The organism is Pseudomonas sp. Z5-35 (assembly GCF_051131945.1).
Taxonomy (GTDB): domain Bacteria; phylum Pseudomonadota; class Gammaproteobacteria; order Pseudomonadales; family Pseudomonadaceae; genus Aquipseudomonas; species Aquipseudomonas marvdashtae.
The window spans coordinates 4,116,194-4,132,087 of the sequence record NZ_CP071640.1; the positions used below are offsets into that span (position 1 = coordinate 4,116,194).

General features: G+C 60.4%; 16 protein-coding genes, 1 tRNA gene and 1 pseudogene. 8 read left to right on the forward strand and 10 right to left on the reverse strand.

Translation table 11 applies throughout. The annotated features are described in order from the left end of the window. Window positions 1–77 precede the first annotated feature (77 nt). Window positions 78–803, forward strand: coding sequence for a 4'-phosphopantetheinyl transferase family protein (locus J3P95_RS18805; protein WP_434558246.1), 726 nt, complete (start codon window positions 78–80; stop codon window positions 801–803). Window positions 804–820: 17 nt separating this feature from the next. On the opposite strand, the gene J3P95_RS18810 is transcribed toward J3P95_RS18805, so the two are convergent. After that, on the reverse strand, window positions 821–2,431 hold the full coding sequence (locus J3P95_RS18810; protein WP_434558247.1) for an ATP-binding protein: 1,611 nt from the start codon (window positions 2,429–2,431) through the stop codon (window positions 821–823). Further along, window positions 2,428–3,150: a response regulator gene (locus tag J3P95_RS18815; RefSeq protein ID WP_434558248.1), complete on the reverse strand. Its 723-nt coding sequence runs from the start codon at window positions 3,148–3,150 to the stop codon at window positions 2,428–2,430. The genes J3P95_RS18810 and J3P95_RS18815 overlap by 4 nt, the downstream gene beginning before the upstream one ends. 762 nt (window positions 3,151–3,912) lie before the next feature. On the opposite strand from J3P95_RS18815, the gene J3P95_RS18820 reads away from it, so the two are divergent. Beyond that, complete coding sequence (locus J3P95_RS18820; protein WP_434580124.1) at window positions 3,913–6,804, forward strand: ribonucleoside-diphosphate reductase subunit alpha; 2,892 nt, start codon at window positions 3,913–3,915, stop codon at window positions 6,802–6,804. Between the two features lie 192 nt (window positions 6,805–6,996). Here the strand turns inward: J3P95_RS18820 and flgE are convergent, their stop codons facing one another. Genes flgE through J3P95_RS18850 form a run of 6 tightly spaced genes read right to left on the reverse strand, consistent with a single transcriptional unit; the run spans window position 6,997 to window position 10,604 of the window. Beyond that, window positions 6,997–8,295, reverse strand: a complete 1,299-nt coding sequence (gene flgE, locus J3P95_RS18825) for a flagellar hook protein FlgE (RefSeq protein WP_434580123.1) — start codon at window positions 8,293–8,295, stop codon at window positions 6,997–6,999. A 28-nt stretch (window positions 8,296–8,323) separates the two neighbouring features. Then, a complete protein-coding gene (gene flgD, locus J3P95_RS18830) occupies window positions 8,324–9,046 on the reverse strand; it encodes a flagellar hook assembly protein FlgD (protein ID WP_434558250.1) in 723 nt (240 codons plus the stop codon). 15 nt (window positions 9,047–9,061) lie between these two features. Further along, a complete protein-coding gene (flgC, locus tag J3P95_RS18835; protein WP_186644688.1) occupies window positions 9,062–9,505 on the reverse strand; it encodes a flagellar basal body rod protein FlgC in 444 nt (147 codons plus the stop codon). A gap of 3 nt (window positions 9,506–9,508) precedes the next feature. Beyond that, window positions 9,509–9,916 carry a flagellar basal body rod protein FlgB gene (gene flgB / locus J3P95_RS18840; protein WP_186615027.1) on the reverse strand — a complete coding sequence of 136 codons (408 nt, stop codon included), beginning with the start codon at window positions 9,914–9,916 and terminating at the stop codon, window positions 9,509–9,511. A gap of 42 nt (window positions 9,917–9,958) precedes the next feature. Then, the gene (locus J3P95_RS18845) at window positions 9,959–10,315 is read right to left on the reverse strand and encodes a hypothetical protein (RefSeq protein WP_434563979.1); all 357 of its coding nucleotides are present in this window, start codon (window positions 10,313–10,315) and stop codon (window positions 9,959–9,961) included. Then, on the reverse strand, window positions 10,203–10,604 hold the full coding sequence (locus tag J3P95_RS18850; RefSeq protein WP_434558251.1) for a hypothetical protein: 402 nt from the start codon (window positions 10,602–10,604) through the stop codon (window positions 10,203–10,205). Before J3P95_RS18850 ends, J3P95_RS18845 begins: the two co-directional genes overlap by 113 nt. Before the next feature lie 386 nt (window positions 10,605–10,990). Between J3P95_RS18850 and J3P95_RS18855 the strand changes: the two are divergent. The 5 genes and pseudogenes from J3P95_RS18855 to J3P95_RS18875 form a co-directional block, all read left to right on the forward strand. Next, a pseudogene (locus tag J3P95_RS18855) lies at window positions 10,991–11,608 on the forward strand (GGDEF domain-containing protein); the annotation flags it as partial. Continuing rightward, window positions 11,601–11,819, forward strand: coding sequence for a cysteine-rich CWC family protein (locus tag J3P95_RS18860; RefSeq protein WP_434558252.1), 219 nt, complete (start codon window positions 11,601–11,603; stop codon window positions 11,817–11,819). The pseudogene J3P95_RS18855 and the gene J3P95_RS18860, both read left to right, overlap by 8 nt. Before the next feature lie 35 nt (window positions 11,820–11,854). After that, window positions 11,855–12,547 (forward strand): pseudouridine synthase, encoded by a 693-nt coding sequence (locus J3P95_RS18865; protein WP_434558253.1) that lies wholly within the window; start codon window positions 11,855–11,857, stop codon window positions 12,545–12,547. Window positions 12,548–12,856: 309 nt separating this feature from the next. Then, window positions 12,857–13,741, forward strand: coding sequence for an alpha/beta fold hydrolase (locus J3P95_RS18870; RefSeq protein WP_434558254.1), 885 nt, complete (start codon window positions 12,857–12,859; stop codon window positions 13,739–13,741). Between the two features lie 149 nt (window positions 13,742–13,890). Continuing rightward, window positions 13,891–13,964, forward strand: a tRNA-Gly gene (locus tag J3P95_RS18875). A 124-nt stretch (window positions 13,965–14,088) separates the two neighbouring features. On the opposite strand, the gene J3P95_RS18880 is transcribed toward J3P95_RS18875, so the two are convergent. Beyond that, a complete protein-coding gene (locus J3P95_RS18880) occupies window positions 14,089–14,274 on the reverse strand; it encodes a hypothetical protein (protein WP_434558255.1) in 186 nt (61 codons plus the stop codon). A 313-nt stretch (window positions 14,275–14,587) separates the two neighbouring features. Next, complete coding sequence (locus J3P95_RS18885) at window positions 14,588–15,064, reverse strand: Lrp/AsnC family transcriptional regulator (protein ID WP_434558256.1); 477 nt, start codon at window positions 15,062–15,064, stop codon at window positions 14,588–14,590. Window positions 15,065–15,208: 144 nt separating this feature from the next. Between J3P95_RS18885 and J3P95_RS18890 the strand changes: the two genes are divergently transcribed. Beyond that, window positions 15,209–15,835: a LysE family translocator gene (locus J3P95_RS18890; RefSeq protein ID WP_434558257.1), complete on the forward strand. Its 627-nt coding sequence runs from the start codon at window positions 15,209–15,211 to the stop codon at window positions 15,833–15,835. Window positions 15,836–15,894 lie beyond the last annotated feature (59 nt).

Here is a 15,894-nt window from a genome sequence, read left to right on the forward strand (position 1 = left end):
TCCCTCGCCACAGAAGCATCTTCGCGTACTGCTCTTTCCACTACCCAGCCTCAAGCCAACCCGGCAAAATGCCCGGCATGAACCGACTCCCCGCCCTGCCCGCCTGCTGTTCGCCTCTGGATGAACACTGGCTGCTGCCCGACGCCTTGCCCGATACGGTGCTGGTCAGCACTCGCTTCGATCCACTGTTGCTCGTCGCTGACGATTTCCCCAACAGCGCCATCAAGCCGCCGGCGAGCATCCAGCGCTCGGTGGCCAAGCGGCAGGCGGAGTTCCTCGCCGGGAGAATCTGCGCCCGGGCGGCCTTGCTGCGCCTTGACGGCCAAGCCTGCGTGCCGCCCATCGGCGAAGATCGCGCGCCCGTGTGGCCGGCACATGTCAGCGGCTCGATCACCCACAGCACAGGCCGGGCGGCGGCGATTGTCGCGCAAAAACAGCACTGGCAAGGGCTGGGCATGGATCTGGAAAACCTGCTCGACCCTGAGCGCGCCGAGCGCCTGGCCGGTGAAATCCTCACGCCACCCGAGCTGCTGCGCCTGGCCACTGTCTCGCGAGATGATCGGGCGCTGCTGGTGACCCTGACCTTTTCCATGAAGGAAAGCCTGTTCAAAGCGCTGTACCCGATCGTCGGGCAGCGTTTTTACTTCGAACACGCTGAGGTGCTGGAGTGGGCGCACGATGGGCACGTGCGATTGCGCTTGTTGATTGACCTGTCGCCCGAGTGGCGTCATGGCAGTGAACTGCACGGACAATTTGCTGTGAAGAACGGGCAATTGCTGAGTCTGATGGGGATCAAGGCCTGAGATTTGGGCCCCATCCCTCAAGACCGGTCCTGGTGCCTCGGCCAACTCAAGCTGAAACAGGCTCCTCCGAGGCTTTTGCTCCTGCTGATCAACGCCCGGCCGTCATGCCAGTGGATGATCCGCCGCACGATCGACAGCCCCAACCCGTGGCCGCCCGACGCCCGCGCGCGACTGTCATCCAGGCGCAGGAACGGTTTGAACACCCGCTCCCATGCGGCCTCGGGCACACCGGGTCCGTCATCCTCGACATCGACCCGGCAACGCAACTGCCCAACTTGGTAACTCACCGTGACCCGGGATCTGGCGTGGCGCATGGCATTGCCCACCAGGTTCTGCAGGGCACGGTGCAAAAACCGCGGCTCGGCCTCGACCCAGGCGTCGTCACAATCGGCGGCGGACAGGCAGAGGCCACGCTCTACGGTAACCCCGGCGCGCAAAGGCCCGAGTTCCTCGATGACCTGATTGACCAGCGCATCCAGGTCCACCCGCTGAAAATTCAACGCCGGCGACCCTTGTTCCAGTCGGGCGTAGGTCAGCATTTCATCCACCAGCCGGTCCAGGTCTTCAATATCGTGGTCCATGCCCGCCAGGTATTTGTCCCGGGCATCGGGCGTGCTGGCGCTGCCGAGCATTTCCAGGCCGAAACGCAGACGCGCCACCGGCGTGCGCAACTCGTGGGAGACCGCGCGCACCAATTCTCGTTGGATCGCCAGCAACTGCTGCAAATGCTCCGCCATGCCGTTGAACGCAGCGGCCAGGCGCCCCACCGAGTCGGCGCCTCGGGCGGGGACGCGGGTCTCCAGGCTGCCTTGGGCGATTTGAGTGGCGGCCGACTCAAGGCCGCGCAGGCGTCGCTCCAACTGGCGCACCAATAGATAGACGATCAAACCGATCAGGCTCAACCCCAACGCGGCGATCAGCACCAGCCATTCGGGTGGGTACGGATTCATTTGGTACAACGGACCGATCTCCAGGACCCACGGCGTGCCGACCATCCCGGCAAAGACCCGGATCGAGTCACCGCCCTTGCCCAGCGCCATCACCGTATCGCCCTCCGATACTCGCCGACGCTGATCGTCGTCCATGTCCGCCTGCTCGACCTTCATCAGCCGCAGGTCGAAGCCGAAACCTTTTTCCTGCTTCAGTTGCGCGAGCCGTCCGGGCTGCTCGGCCACCGGGTAACGCACCAGCTCATCGGCCAGCAGATAGATAGTCGCCCGGGCCAGTTGCTCGCTGATCTGGCGAACCTCGCCCACCAGCGTCAACTGTTCACCATCGCTGACCAGCCGATAGACCTTCGCCGCATGGGGGCCGGTCTGCTCCACCAGGACTTGACCGCGCAGCACGCGGGTGCGCTGCCCCAGGTCGAGGTCGGTCTGATTGAAAGTCCTCAGCTGCAGCGGAATCCCCAGCAGGCGTTCCCACACCGCCAGCGCCCGTCGACGCTCGGTGTCGTTCATCGGCCGCAGGTTATCGGCCATCAGGGAAAACGTGCCATGGGCCAAGCGCTCGCGGTATTGCTCGCCACGCGTCTGGTTGAGCAGATGCAGGGCCAGCACGCCAAGCACCGCCACTAGCACCAGTGCCGCGCACATGCCGCCGTAGATGCGCAGGAAGATCGAGTTCACGAAGCCGCGTCTACGCAGGCTTCGGGGACGAACAGGTAGCCTTTGCTGCGAATGGTCTTGATCAATCGCGGATGGTCGGGGTCGTCGCCGATCTTGGGGCGGATGCGCGAGATACGCACATCGATCGAGCGGTCCTGGCCGTCGTAGCCGATGCCGCGCAGGGCGGTGAAGATCTCCTCACGGGACAGGATGCGCCCGGCGTTGGACACCAGCAGCCACAGCAAGTCGAATTCGGCGCTGGTCAGCTCGATACCGTTGCCCTGCAGCCAGGCTTCGCGCAAGGCGTTGTCCACCACCAGCGGACCGAACTCCAGGCGCCGCTGTTTCTGCGGCACGGACGGCTCCGGTTCGCTGCGGCGCAACAGCGCCTGGATGCGCGCCAATAGCAGACGCGGGCGCACCGGCTTGCAGACGTAGTCGTCGGCGCCCAGGTCCAGGCCCTGGATCTGATCGGTGTCATCGGAACGGGCGGTGAGCATCAGGATCGGTCCGTCAAATTGCTCGCGCACTTTGCGGCAGATACTCAAGCCATCTTCGCCGGGCAACATGAGGTCGAGGATCACCAAGTCTGGCTGTTCGCTGATAATCCGCTGCGCCGCCACCGCGCCGTTGCCTTCGATGGCGACGCGCAGGCCGTTGCTTTCCAGGTATTCGCGGGTCAGTTCGGCCAGACGCTGGTCATCCTCGACGATCAATATCTGCCAGGCTTCTTGTTCCACGTGGGGGCCTCGTCTTGTTGTAGGTATAAAAAGAAAGGATGAACACTCACCCTGTGGCCGCTTGAAACCCGGATCCTCCCGTCTGTTTGTCATATCAAAGGAGGATAAACACGCCCATGCGCCGGCCGATTGTATAAACGCCGGCTGTACAGAAAACAAGCGGACAAATGCGTTCGGTCGGGCTGGATTTGTGTGGTAACGTCCGCGCCCGAAAAAACCCCGGGCTGTTTTCAAGTCGTCAAAATCGATGAAAAAAGCCGCGCTCCAGCAAGGTCGCGGCCTACAGAGCAGTTCCACGTTTCGCACACAAATTACGCACAGGCTTATCCACAGGTAGCACGTTGATTCATGCCCCAAAACGCATTATCTTGTAGCCCGCCGCGTAAAAAACCCTACATGTAGGGTTTCAGGCCAAAAACCAAACACAAGTTGGATAGAGAATTCAAGCGATTTTCTTGCCTCTGCCCTCCTGCAACACGACAGTTTTTCCAAGTCCAGACCGCCCCCTGCGGATGGCGACTGTTTCAGGGTCTGGAACGACCGAAACGGTACGGGTGTTGCAGTCCTTTGCTGCCACCCCTGCAAACCCGGTTTCGAGCCCAGGCTCGCGACCCGAGAACTTCGGATGGAAGCGGCGCCACTGGCTCGCTTCCTACTGTCCCGAAGTTGTTATACCCGGCGCCAGTCGGTTGTAGTGCTTCAGGACGGAACGGTGGGCACCGTGATGGTGCCCAAATAAACATAGAGAACGTGGAGACACCCATGCACACCGACACAACTCGCGAGAACCCGCAGGGCACCGCGCCGCTGGCCGCTGATTCGAACCCGGATCTGTCCGCCACCGCGCCTGGCCAGCTGCGCGTGATCAAGCGTAACGGGACTGTCGTTCCTTACACCGATGACAAGATCACCGTCGCCATCACCAAAGCGTTTCTCGCAGTTGAAGGCGGCACCGCTGCCGCTTCGTCGCGAATCCACGACACCGTGGCCCGCCTGACCGAGCAAGTCACTGCGACCTTCAAGCGTCGCATGCCCTCGGGCGGCACCATCCACATCGAAGAAATCCAGGACCAGGTCGAACTGGCCCTGATGCGTGCTGGCGAGCAGAAAGTCGCTCGCGACTACGTGATCTACCGTGATTCGCGCGCCAAGGAGCGCGCCATCCGCACCCCGGCCGACGCACCGGTCCAGGCTCACCCTTCGATCCGCATCGCCCGCGCCGACGGCAGCCTGGCGCCGCTGGACATGGGCCGCCTGAACACCATCGTCACCGAAGCCTGCGAAGGCCTGGAAGAAGTCGACGGCGACCTGATCCAGCGCGAAACCCTGAAGAACCTCTATGACGGCGTCGCGCTCAAGGACGTCAACACCGCCCTGGTGATGACCGCACGGACCCTGGTGGAACGCGAGCCGAACTACTCGTTCGTCACCGCCCGCCTGCTGATGGACACCTTGCGCGCCGAAGGCCTGAGCTTCCTGGAAGTCGCCGAGAGCGCGACCCACCACGAAATGGTCGACCTCTACGCCAAGGCCCTGCCGGCCTACGTCGCCAAGGGTATCGAGTTCGAATTGCTGAACCCTGTCCTGGCCGAATTCGACCTGGAAAAACTCGGCAAGGCGATCAACCACGAGCGCGACCAGCAGTTCACTTACCTGGGCCTGCAAACCCTGTATGACCGTTACTTCATCCACAAGGATGGCGTGCGTTTCGAACTGCCGCAGATCTTCTTCATGCGCGTGGCCATGGGCCTGGCGATCGAAGAGAAGCAACGCGAAGACCGTGCGATCGAGTTCTACAACCTGTTGTCGTCCTTCGACTACATGGCGTCGACCCCGACCCTGTTCAACGCCGGCACCCTGCGTCCGCAACTGTCCAGCTGCTACCTGACCACCGTGCCAGACGACTTGTCGGGCATCTACGGCGCGATCCACGACAACGCCATGCTGTCGAAATTCGCTGGCGGCCTGGGCAACGATTGGACTCCGGTTCGCGCATTGGGCTCGTACATCAAGGGCACCAACGGCAAATCCCAAGGCGTCGTGCCGTTCCTCAAAGTGGTCAACGACACCGCGGTCGCGGTCAACCAGGGCGGCAAGCGCAAGGGCGCGGTCTGTGCCTACCTGGAAACCTGGCACATGGACATCGAAGAGTTCATCGAGCTGCGCAAGAACACCGGTGATGATCGTCGTCGTACCCACGACATGAACACCGCCAACTGGATCCCGGACCTGTTCATGAAGCGCGTCTTCGACGACGGCAAGTGGACCCTGTTCTCGCCATCCGAAGTACCGGACCTGCACGACCTGACCGGCAAGGCCTTCGAAGAGCGCTACGAGTACTACGAAGCCCTGACCGAGTACAACAAGATCAAGCTGTTCAAAGTCGTCCAGGCCAAAGACCTGTGGCGCAAGATGCTCTCGATGCTGTTCGAAACCGGCCACCCATGGCTGACCTTCAAGGACCCGTGCAACCTGCGCAGCCCGCAGCAGCACGTGGGCGTGGTCCACAGCTCGAACCTGTGCACCGAGATCACCCTGAACACCAACAAGGACGAGATCGCAGTCTGCAACCTGGGCTCGATCAACCTGCCGAATCACATCAATGACGGCAAGCTGGACACCGCCAAGCTGCAACGCACCGTGAACACGGCCGTGCGCATGCTCGACAACGTGATCGACATCAACTACTACTCGGTGCCGCAAGCGAAGAACTCCAACTTCAAGCACCGTCCGGTCGGCCTGGGCATCATGGGCTTCCAGGACGCGCTGTACCTGCAGCACATCCCGTACGGTTCGGACGCTGCGGTCGAGTTCGCCGACAAGTCCATGGAAGCGGTCAGCTACTACGCGATCCAGGCTTCCTGCGACCTGGCCGACGAGCGCGGTGCCTACGAGACATTCCAGGGTTCGCTGTGGTCCCAGGGCATCCTGCCGCTGGACTCGCAACAGATCCTGATCGCCCAGCGCGGCCAGAAGTACATTGACGTTGACCTGAACGAATCCCTGGACTGGGCACCGGTTCGCGCCCGTGTACAGAAAGGCATCCGTAACTCCAACATCATGGCCATCGCGCCGACCGCGACCATCGCCAACATCACCGGCGTGTCGCAGTCGATCGAACCGACCTATCAGAACCTGTATGTGAAATCGAACCTGTCGGGCGAATTCACCGTGATCAACCCGTACCTGGTTCGCGACCTCAAGGCTCGCGGCCTGTGGGACTCGGTCATGATCAACGACCTGAAGTACTACGACGGTTCCGTGCAGCAGATCGAACGCATCCCGCAAGAGCTCAAGGAGCTTTACGCAACCGCGTTCGAAGTGGACACCAAGTGGATCGTCGACGCTGCCAGCCGTCGCCAGAAGTGGATCGACCAGGCTCAGTCGCTGAACCTGTACATTGCCGGCGCCTCGGGCAAGAAGCTCGACGTGACCTACCGCATGGCTTGGTACCGTGGTCTGAAAACCACTTACTACCTTCGTGCCCTGGCCGCCACCAGCACCGAGAAGTCGACCATCAACACCGGCAAGCTGAACGCGGTTTCCAGCGGCGGCAACCACGGTGACGACTCGGTCCTGGCTGCTCCAGCAGGACCTGCGCCAGTGCCAAAGGCCTGCGCGATCGACGAGCCGGATTGCGAAGCTTGCCAATAAGCTGAGCGGGTAGGCGCTGCAAGGCGCCTGCTGAAGAAACCCCCGATAGACCGCTGGTTTATCGGGGGTTTTCTTTTGCCTGGAGAAAGCCGGGGCCTGGAGTGGCCCGGGACAAGCACCACAAAAAGAGCCGCCACAAAAAAGCCCCTCTTGCGAGGGGCTCTTCGTGCAGCCTTCAAGCAACCAACGTTATCAAGCCATCTGAATGATGGTCTGCATGATGGTGCTCTGGGTGGAGATGGTCTTGGCGTTCGCCTGGTAGTTGCTCTGCGCCTTGATCAGCTCGACCAGTTCGTTGGTCAGGTTGACGTTGGACTCTTCCAGCGAGTTGGAGACGATCGAACCCAGGGTGCCGGTTTGCGGAGCATCGTAGCCCGGGATACCCGAAGCGAAGGTTTCTTTCCAGCTGGTGCCGCCTACCGGCTGCAGGCCTTGCTCATTGGTGAAGCTGGCGAGCGCGAGCTGGCCGATCGGCTTGGTCTGGTTGTTGCTGAAGTTGGCCAGCAATACACCGCTGCCGTCGATGGTCAGGTTGGTGATCTGGCCAGTGGCGTAGCCGTTCTGGGCCGGGATCGAACGAGCGGTGTCGGCGTTGAACTGGGTGGTGGTGCCCATGGAGATCGTGATTGTCGGTGCACTCGCGGCGCCGTTGGCGGTCCATGTTCCGTTGGTCACGGTGCCAGGAACCCAGCCAGTCAATACCAGATCGCTATTGACCGTCGCGGGCGGAGTGGTGACCGTCGTCAACTTGCCGTTCGCATCGAAGTTCATGGTCGACGGAACAGGCGCGGTCGCACCGGTCGTGGTTGGCAAGCTACCGGTGAGGTTGCGACCGTCGATCAAGGTATAGACGTTCCAGGTGTTGGAGCCCGTCTTGACCATGTACTGGTCCATGGAGTGCTGGTTACCCTGGCTATCATAGACCGGGGTGGTGAACTGCTTGGTGAACGTGGCCGTGTCGGTCGGATTGAACGCGGCGGTGATCGGCGTCGCCGTGGAGTTCAGGTTGATCGTCGACGAAACCAGGCTGGTGGCGCTCGGCGGCAGGTTCGAGGTGTCGATGCGCAGGTCGGTCAGGATACCGTTCTGGATCTTGCCGTTGGCATCCACGCCATAACCCTGCAGGCGTGCAGTGCCATCGCTGTTGGTGACGTAGCCTTCCTTGTCGGTCTTGAAAGTACCGGCACGGGTGTAGCTCAGGGAACCGTCGTTGCTCAGGACAAAGAAGCCCTGGCCCTGGATACCCATGTCCAATACGTTACCGGTGTTGTTCACGTCACCCTGGCCAAACTGCTGGGAAACGTTGGCCAGGCGCACGCCGTTGCCGACGGTCTTGGAGCCCGAACCCAGCTTGGTGGCCGAGTAGACGTCTTCGAATTCCGCGCGGGACGATTTGAAACCGGTGGTCGCCACGTTGGCGATGTTGTTGCCGGTCACGTCCAGCTGTTTGTTGGCAGCATAGAGACCGCTAAGGCCGATGTTGAAAGACATGTTGACTCCTTTTGCCGGTTAGTCGGCTCTACATACCAATAGTTTGTACTTTGGACAGGGCAATGCTGCCCAGCCCGGCCAGGTTGAGCATCAGCTCACCGCCCGTCTGGCTGATCGTCACGCTGCTGACCGTGGCCGGCAGGTGGGTGATCAGCGACGTGGCCTTGCCATCGATGGTGGTCGAGGCCGCGAAGGTGTACGTGCCCGACTCGACCGTCGCGCCCGCATCGTTCTTGCCGTCCCAGATGAATGCCGATTTGCCGGCGTTCTGGCTGCCCAGGTCGATGGTGCGAACGGTCTTGCCGTCCTTGTCCACGATCTTGACGGCGACAGAGGACACCGATGCCGGCACCACCACCGTGCCGTTGAGGCTCTTGGAGGTATCGACCACCGCCTTGTCACCAGGCGCGATGACCGAACGACCCACCAGCGACGAAGCCTGCAAGGCCTGGGACGAGTTGTAGTTGCCAGCGATGCCGCTCACGGTCTGGTTGAGCGTGGTGATGCCTTCCAGGCTGCTGAATTGCGCCAGCTGGGCAACGAACTCACCGTTGTCCTGAGGCTCCAGCGGGTTCTGGTTTTTCAGCTGGGTCACGAGCAGTTGCAGGAACGCATCCTTGCCCAATTCCTTCTTGCCGGTCGCCGTGCCGGTCACCGTACCCAGGGTATCGGTGGCGGTGTTGGTCTTGACCGAGGAGTTGGCCAGAATCTCGTTGAGGCTCAAACCGCTGGTGGTGTTGGTGACGCTCATGTGACTCGCCCCTTATCACTGACCGAGGGTCAGGACCTTCTGCATCATGGTTTTGGCGGTGTTCATCATTTCGACGTTGGTCTGGAACGAACGGCTGGCGGAAATCATGTCGGCCATTTCTTCGACGACGTTGACGTTCGGGTAATAGACATAACCCTTGGCGTCCGCGGCCGGATGGTTTGGTTCATAACGGGCGTCGAGGTTGCTCTGGTCTTCGACCACGCCAAGCACCTGAACGCCCTGCCCGGCGGCGTCCTGGTCCTGGAACAGCGAGTCGCTGCCGCCGGACTGGCCGCCCTGGAACATGGTGGCGAAGACCGGATGACGGGCGCGGTAGGTCTGGTCGATGCTCGACGAAACAGTCTCGGCGTTGGCGATGTTACTGGCGACGGTGTTCAGGCGAGTGGTCTGGGCACTCATGGCACTGCCGGCGATGTGGAATACGCTCGCGATCGACATGGCTTACTCTCCACGCAGGGCTGATACCAGCCCTTTGAATTTACTGTTGAGCAGGGTGAAGCTGGCCTGGAAGTTCACGGAGTTTTCCGCGTAGTTGGACTGTTCCAGTTGGGCGTCCACGGTGTTCTGGTCGATCGACGGCTGCATCGGCGTGCGGTACATCAGCGATTCGTCGCCGCTGCCCAGGCCTTCTGCTTCGATATGACGGTTGTTGGTCATGTTCAAGGCGAAGTGGCCGTTCTTGGTCTTTTCGTTCTGCTCGGCGAGCACCTTGGAGAAGTCCAGGTCGCGCGCCTTGTAGTTCGGGGTGTCGGCGTTGGCAATGTTGTTGGCCAGGACTTCGGCACGCTGGGCGCGGAAGCTCAGGGCCTGTTCGTGGATACCGAGCGCTTTATCGAAGCTGATGCTCATGTCGGAAACCTTTGGGTGACCAGAAATGTACTTACGATGGCTTTAGCAAGCGGCGTGCCACTTGCAGAAAGCCCCGTAAACCGGCGCTTTGCGGGATATTGGCACGGCGGCAATGCCAGAAAAGCGGCAATCGGCTTCCGCTGGATGCCGCTTTTCTGCCGCTTTTGGCCAGTAGTCATCGAACAATGGGCGAGCGGCAATAGAGGAAGCGATACCTGGGATCCGTATAAAAAGTGCACGCATAAAAAAAGCGGCGCTCAATGCGCCGCTTTTTGCTGCCACTCTGTCAGCGATGGCCGCCTCGTCCATCATGACCGCCGCGTCCCCGGTGATCGTGTCCGCGATCACGACCGCCTCGACGACCGCGATCGTCGTTCCAGCCGCCCCGATCACGGCCATCCCAGCCGCCCCGGTGTGGATAAGGCCGGTACGCTGCTCGCGGGGGCGAGTAATAACGAGGCCCATGCTGGTAATAACGCGGTGCCGAGTAATAACGTGGGGCCGGCTGATAGTACCGTGGCGCGTAGTAGCCACGTGGGGCCGAATAATAACTCCCGCCACCGTAATAGACCGGCGCTGGTGAGGTGTAGACCTCGGAACGGTAATAGTTCGAACCTCCTCCCTCGTAAGGCACGCAGGCTGAAAGAGTCAAACCGAGAAACGCAATGAACAGCAGTCGTCGATACATGGCGGCCTCCTGGACCGCGGGTGGGCCACATCAGCGACGCTGACGGGCGGCAGTCATCTATTGAGGTGACTGACGATTAATCTGACAGTGAAATCGGAATCTGGTGCGACGTGGCAATAACTCGAAACATGTAGCCTTTTGCTTTATTCCGGCGAGGGGGCTGCTCCCTCTCCACCGCTTCACGAACTACAAATCCAGGCACCTTTTCCCACAAGGCCACTAAACTGATTCCATCGGATCACTCCAAGGGAATCGCCATGTCGCTTCGTTCGCCGTTGTATTCCCCGCGCTCGCCAATGCTGGTACTGACCATTTTGTTGAGTGCCGGCTTCCTGGTGACCTCGCTGCTGGGGTACTACGCTGCCGGCACCTTGCTGCGGGACACGATTCTCAAGGCGTTGTACCTCAATCTGCTGATCGGCCTGCTGGTGACGGTGGCCGTACTTGCGATGCTTTATCGGCTGGTGGTCAGCTATCAACGTCGGATCGATGCCCAAGCCATTCTTGACGGCCTCACCGAACTGCCCAACCGACGGGGCTTCGACCTGCTGGCGGTGCAGGCCCTGCACGAAGCCCAACGTGAACCCAAGCCGTTGAGTGCGCTGCTGCTGGAAGTGGACAATTTCAAGCAACTGGATTCCACCCATGGCCACATCGCCAGCGATCAATTGTTGAGCGGATTCGCGCGCGACTTGACCAATAACGTGCGCCATTCGGACATTGTCTGCCGCTGGAGTGCTGACGCTTTCGCCTTGCTTCTCAAGGACACCGATGGACAGAACGGTCTGAAGATCGCCGAGAAAATTCGCCAGCGCATTGAGCAACAGCGCTACTTTTGCAGCGGGAAACAATTGCGCGTCACCATCAACATCGGCCTGACCACCTTGCAGGACGAGGACACCTTGCACAGCCTGCTGTCCCGGGCCGATCATGCCCTGCAACGCGCCCGACAAACCGGAACCAACAGAACCTGCGTGGAGATGCCTCATTCGAGTTATGAATAAACCTGACCTCTGCCCCGCCTGCGGCGCCGCCAACGACTGCACCCTGGCCAACCCGAAAACCGCCGACCGCGCCTGCTGGTGCTATGGCGTGAGTATCGACCCGGCCGTGCTCGAGGCCCTGCCAGCGCAATTGCGCGATAAATCCTGCCTGTGCCCGCAATGCGCGCGAGTGGACGACCAGTTGCGCGCCAAGCCCCAACCGTTGGCGTAAGATGCCCGCCCTCCGCCTCCTTGCCCGAATTGCCCATGCGCGTTGACCGTTTCCTCAGTAATCTGCCGCGTTTCAATCGCCAACAGGTCCGACTGCTATTGGCGGAGCGCCGAGTGCGGATCGATGGCCAGACCGTCAACGATCCGCACGCGCAAGTGCGCGAATTCAGCCACGTCGAAGTAGATGGCGAGGTGTTGCAGGCAGGCCGAATGGCGCGGTACTTCATGCTGCACAAACCGCAAGGCTGCGTCAGTGCCACGCACGACCCGCAGCACCGCACCGTGCTCGACTTGCTCGACGAACCGGACAAGGACGACCTGCACATCGCCGGCCGCCTGGATTTCAACACCACCGGACTGATGCTGATCACCAATGATGGCAGCTGGTCGCGGCGCCTGACCCAGCCGCAGACCAAGCTGCCCAAGGTCTACTACGTCGAGACCGAACAGACCATCACCGCCGAATACGCCGCCACGTTCGCCCAAGGCCTGTACTTCGCTTTCGAAGACCTCACCACTCAACCGGCGGAGCTGACGTTGCTTGGGCCGTCTTCGGCGCGATTGAGCATCGTTGAAGGACGCTATCACCAGGTCAAGCGCATGTTCGGGCACTTCAATAACAAGGTGTTGCGCCTGCACCGCGAGCGCATGGGGCCGCTGGTGCTGGACGTCGATCTGGAACCGGGCCGATACCGCGCCCTGAGCCCCGATGAAATCCGCCTGATCTGAGCCAGATGACCGCTGGGCAGAAGTGTCGAGCAATTTTCAAAGAGCACTTGCGCAACGGTCGACCCCCTGCTTGAATCAAACCGTCGGCCGAAATGTGACCGACTGGTCACTTCATACCTCTAAGAAACTTTTTGCCGGCTGGAACCCTCAGGTTCCGCCATATCCGCCGGCAAGCTGCCCGCCATAACAATACCCGTCGACCGGCTTTCCTGGATCGACATGGGCCTTATCTTCCAGGCGTATGCCTACCTGTCACATTGCCCGTGCAATCTCATTGCGCGCATACCCGCTTGCCAGGAGTCTTATGACATGAGGCCAGAAATCGCTGTGCTGGATATACAGGGTCAGTATCGGGTTTACACGGAGTTCTATCGCGCAGACGCCGCACAAAAGACCATCATCTTGGTCAACGGCTCGATGGCCACCACCGCGTCGTTTGCACAGACCGCCAAAAACCTCTATCCGCAATTCAACGTCGTGTTGTACGACCAGCCCTACGCGGGCAAATCCAAGCCCCACAACCTCCACGAGCAAATGCTGACGAAGGAAATCGAAGGACAGATCCTGCTGGAGCTGATCGACCACTTCGCTGCCGAGCACGTATTGTCATTCTCGTGGGGCGGCGCCGCGGCACTGACGGCACTGGCCCAGCGCCCGCGTCGTATCGAAAAGGCCGTGATCAGCTCGTTCTCACCGGTGCTCAACGCGCCGATGCGCGACTATCTCGAACGCGGCGTGGACTACCTGGGCAGCCTGGACGGTCACCGTGTGGGGCACTTGGTCAACAGCACCATTGGCAAACACCTGCCGCCGCTGTTCAAGCGCTTCAATTATCGCCACGTCAGCAACCTGGCCGAGCATGAATATGGGCAGATGCACTTTCACATCCATGACATCCTCCACAGCGACCAGCAGTGCTACGTCAACGCGGCGAGAAAAATCAACGTGCCGGTACTGTTCCTGAACGGCGAATGGGACGAGTACACCTCGGCCACCGACGCCAGGCTCTTCGGCAACCATGTCCAGCACAGCACCTTCACCACGCTGCAAGCCACCGGGCATTTCCTGGACATGGAACACAAGGCCGCCTGCCGCGACAGCCGCGACGCGTTGCTGAGCTTCTTGAAACCGACCCACCACGAAAGCCGACCGCGGTACAGCTACGTGCAGGATTACCATGCGCTGGCCATTTGAAAAAAGTCGTCGCGAGCAAGCCTCCGGCAACGGGGCTCGCCCGCGAACGACCGCTCTGGTTTGAGGCTTGCGTGGACGGATGACCTCACCGTCCGGAAAGAAAAACTTCAAATCCCAAGCGACATCTGGTACAAAGTCAGCCGCTCTGAGCGGGTGTCGTATAATGGCATTACTCCAGCTTCCCAAGCTGATAACGAGGGTTCGATTCCCTTCACCCGCTCCAATCAAATTCTGGTCCTGCGTCGTGTGGTTTTGACGGGGGATAAAAAAAAAACCGGCTCTTGGTGGCCGGTTTTTTTTGGTCTGGGGTTTTTGGGGTTGGCGTCCCTGACGGTCGCGCAGGAGGATCAAACATGCTTTGCGACAAAAGCCACGATGGTGAACAAGGTCAGGGCGAACGCAGCGCCGATGCTGAACGGCAGCAGCGTAACGCGAACCGTAGTTGGAGTCGGGCGTCTCATTTCTTCAGCTAACGCCTCTACCTCTTGATGCAATTGCTCGATGCTTGCTTGATAACTACGAGGTGTAGGCATGTCTCCTTTCTCCTCCGCGGCCGGAGGCCGTGCTGAGTCTGTGAACCATCTGGAACAATGTGAGCCGTGTGCTTGAAAGCTCAATTACCGTATTAGGATACATTGACCATCCCTCCAAGGTTTGCCCCACTGCCCCAAGCATCGCGCTCTGCGAAGCCGGCAGAATCTGTCGGACGTCAATTGTTCGTTGCCAGTCGCATAGTCCGTTTGCGGAACACTATTTCCTATTTGTGCAATTGTGGGTAGCGGGCGACTCCCGCTTAGTTTGTAGGCAAAATCAGAGAATGGTGTGCGACAGAGAATTGCCAGTGCTTCACCCTCCAGCCAAATGCCCCAACGGCAACGGCACCGGCGCTTTCACAGTGTTAATCGCGAAATTGCTGCGGATATCCCTGATCCCCGGCAGTTTCAGCAGATGCCCTGAGACAAAACGGTCATAGGCCCGCAGGTCCGGCACCACCACTTGCAGCAAAAAATCCGACTCGCCTGACACCAGGAACGCCGAGATCACCTCAGGCAAAGCCATTACCGCCTGACGAAACGCCTCGGCTCGTTCGTCGGTGTGCCGCTCGACCTTGACGCCGACGAAGATCGTCATCCCGAGGCCCACTTCATCACGGTCGAGGATGGCCTGGTAGCCGCGAATCACTCCGGCGTCCTCAAGCATCCGCACGCGACGCAGGCACGGCGAGGGAGACAAGCCTATTTCTTCGGCCAGTTGCACGTTGCTCAGGCGGCCGTCCCGTTGCAGTGCGGCGAGGATTTTGCGGTCGAAGGCGTCCAGCTTCATGAATTGGCATCTTCCGATTGAGTAGTTCGAGTGCTTGGCAGGTTATGCCAATTTACGAATCATTAGAAGCCGACTACGCAACCACCTGCCCTGCTGTTCGGCCATAGACTGACAGCACTGATTCGTCGAATAAGGGGTGTAGGGATGACAGGGCTCTGGTTGTTTTTCACGGCGTTGACGGTGGCGTATCTGCTGCCCGGGCCGGATATGATCCTGGTGTTGCAAACCGGCGCCCGCGAGGGTAAGGGCGCGGCGTTAGCCACGGCGGTGGGCTTGGGGATCGCCCGGGCATGTCATGTCGCGCTGGCAGCGATGGGACTCTCGGTGCTATTCAAGTCGGCGCCTTGGACCTTTGATGTGGTGCGCCTGGCCGGGGCTGCTTATTTGGCCTGGATCGGGCTTCAGTGTTTGCGGACCACGTTGTTGCCGAACCTTCAAGACCACAGCCTTGCAACCGAAGGGCAACGCTGGCAAGCGGTGCAGCGCGGCCTGCTGACCAATCTGCTTAATCCCAAGGCACTATTGTTTTGCTCGGTGTTGATGCCGCAATTCATCGCCCCCCAGAACGGACCGGTGCTGGCGCAGTTTGCAACGTTGGGGGTGATATTGGTCTGCGTCGGTTTGTTGTACGACGTGCTCTATGCCTTCGCTGGAGTAGCCCTGGGGCGCTGGCTTCAACGATCGCCCACAGCGCAGCGGGTGCAGCAGTGGTTGTTTGGTGGCCTTCTGATTGGGTTTGCGGTGCGGCTGACTTTCTTGCAGCAATCATAGGCGCTTAGGGCGAACAGCTGTTGTTCGCGGTTGAGCTCAAACGGGGGCTACTGCGCAGC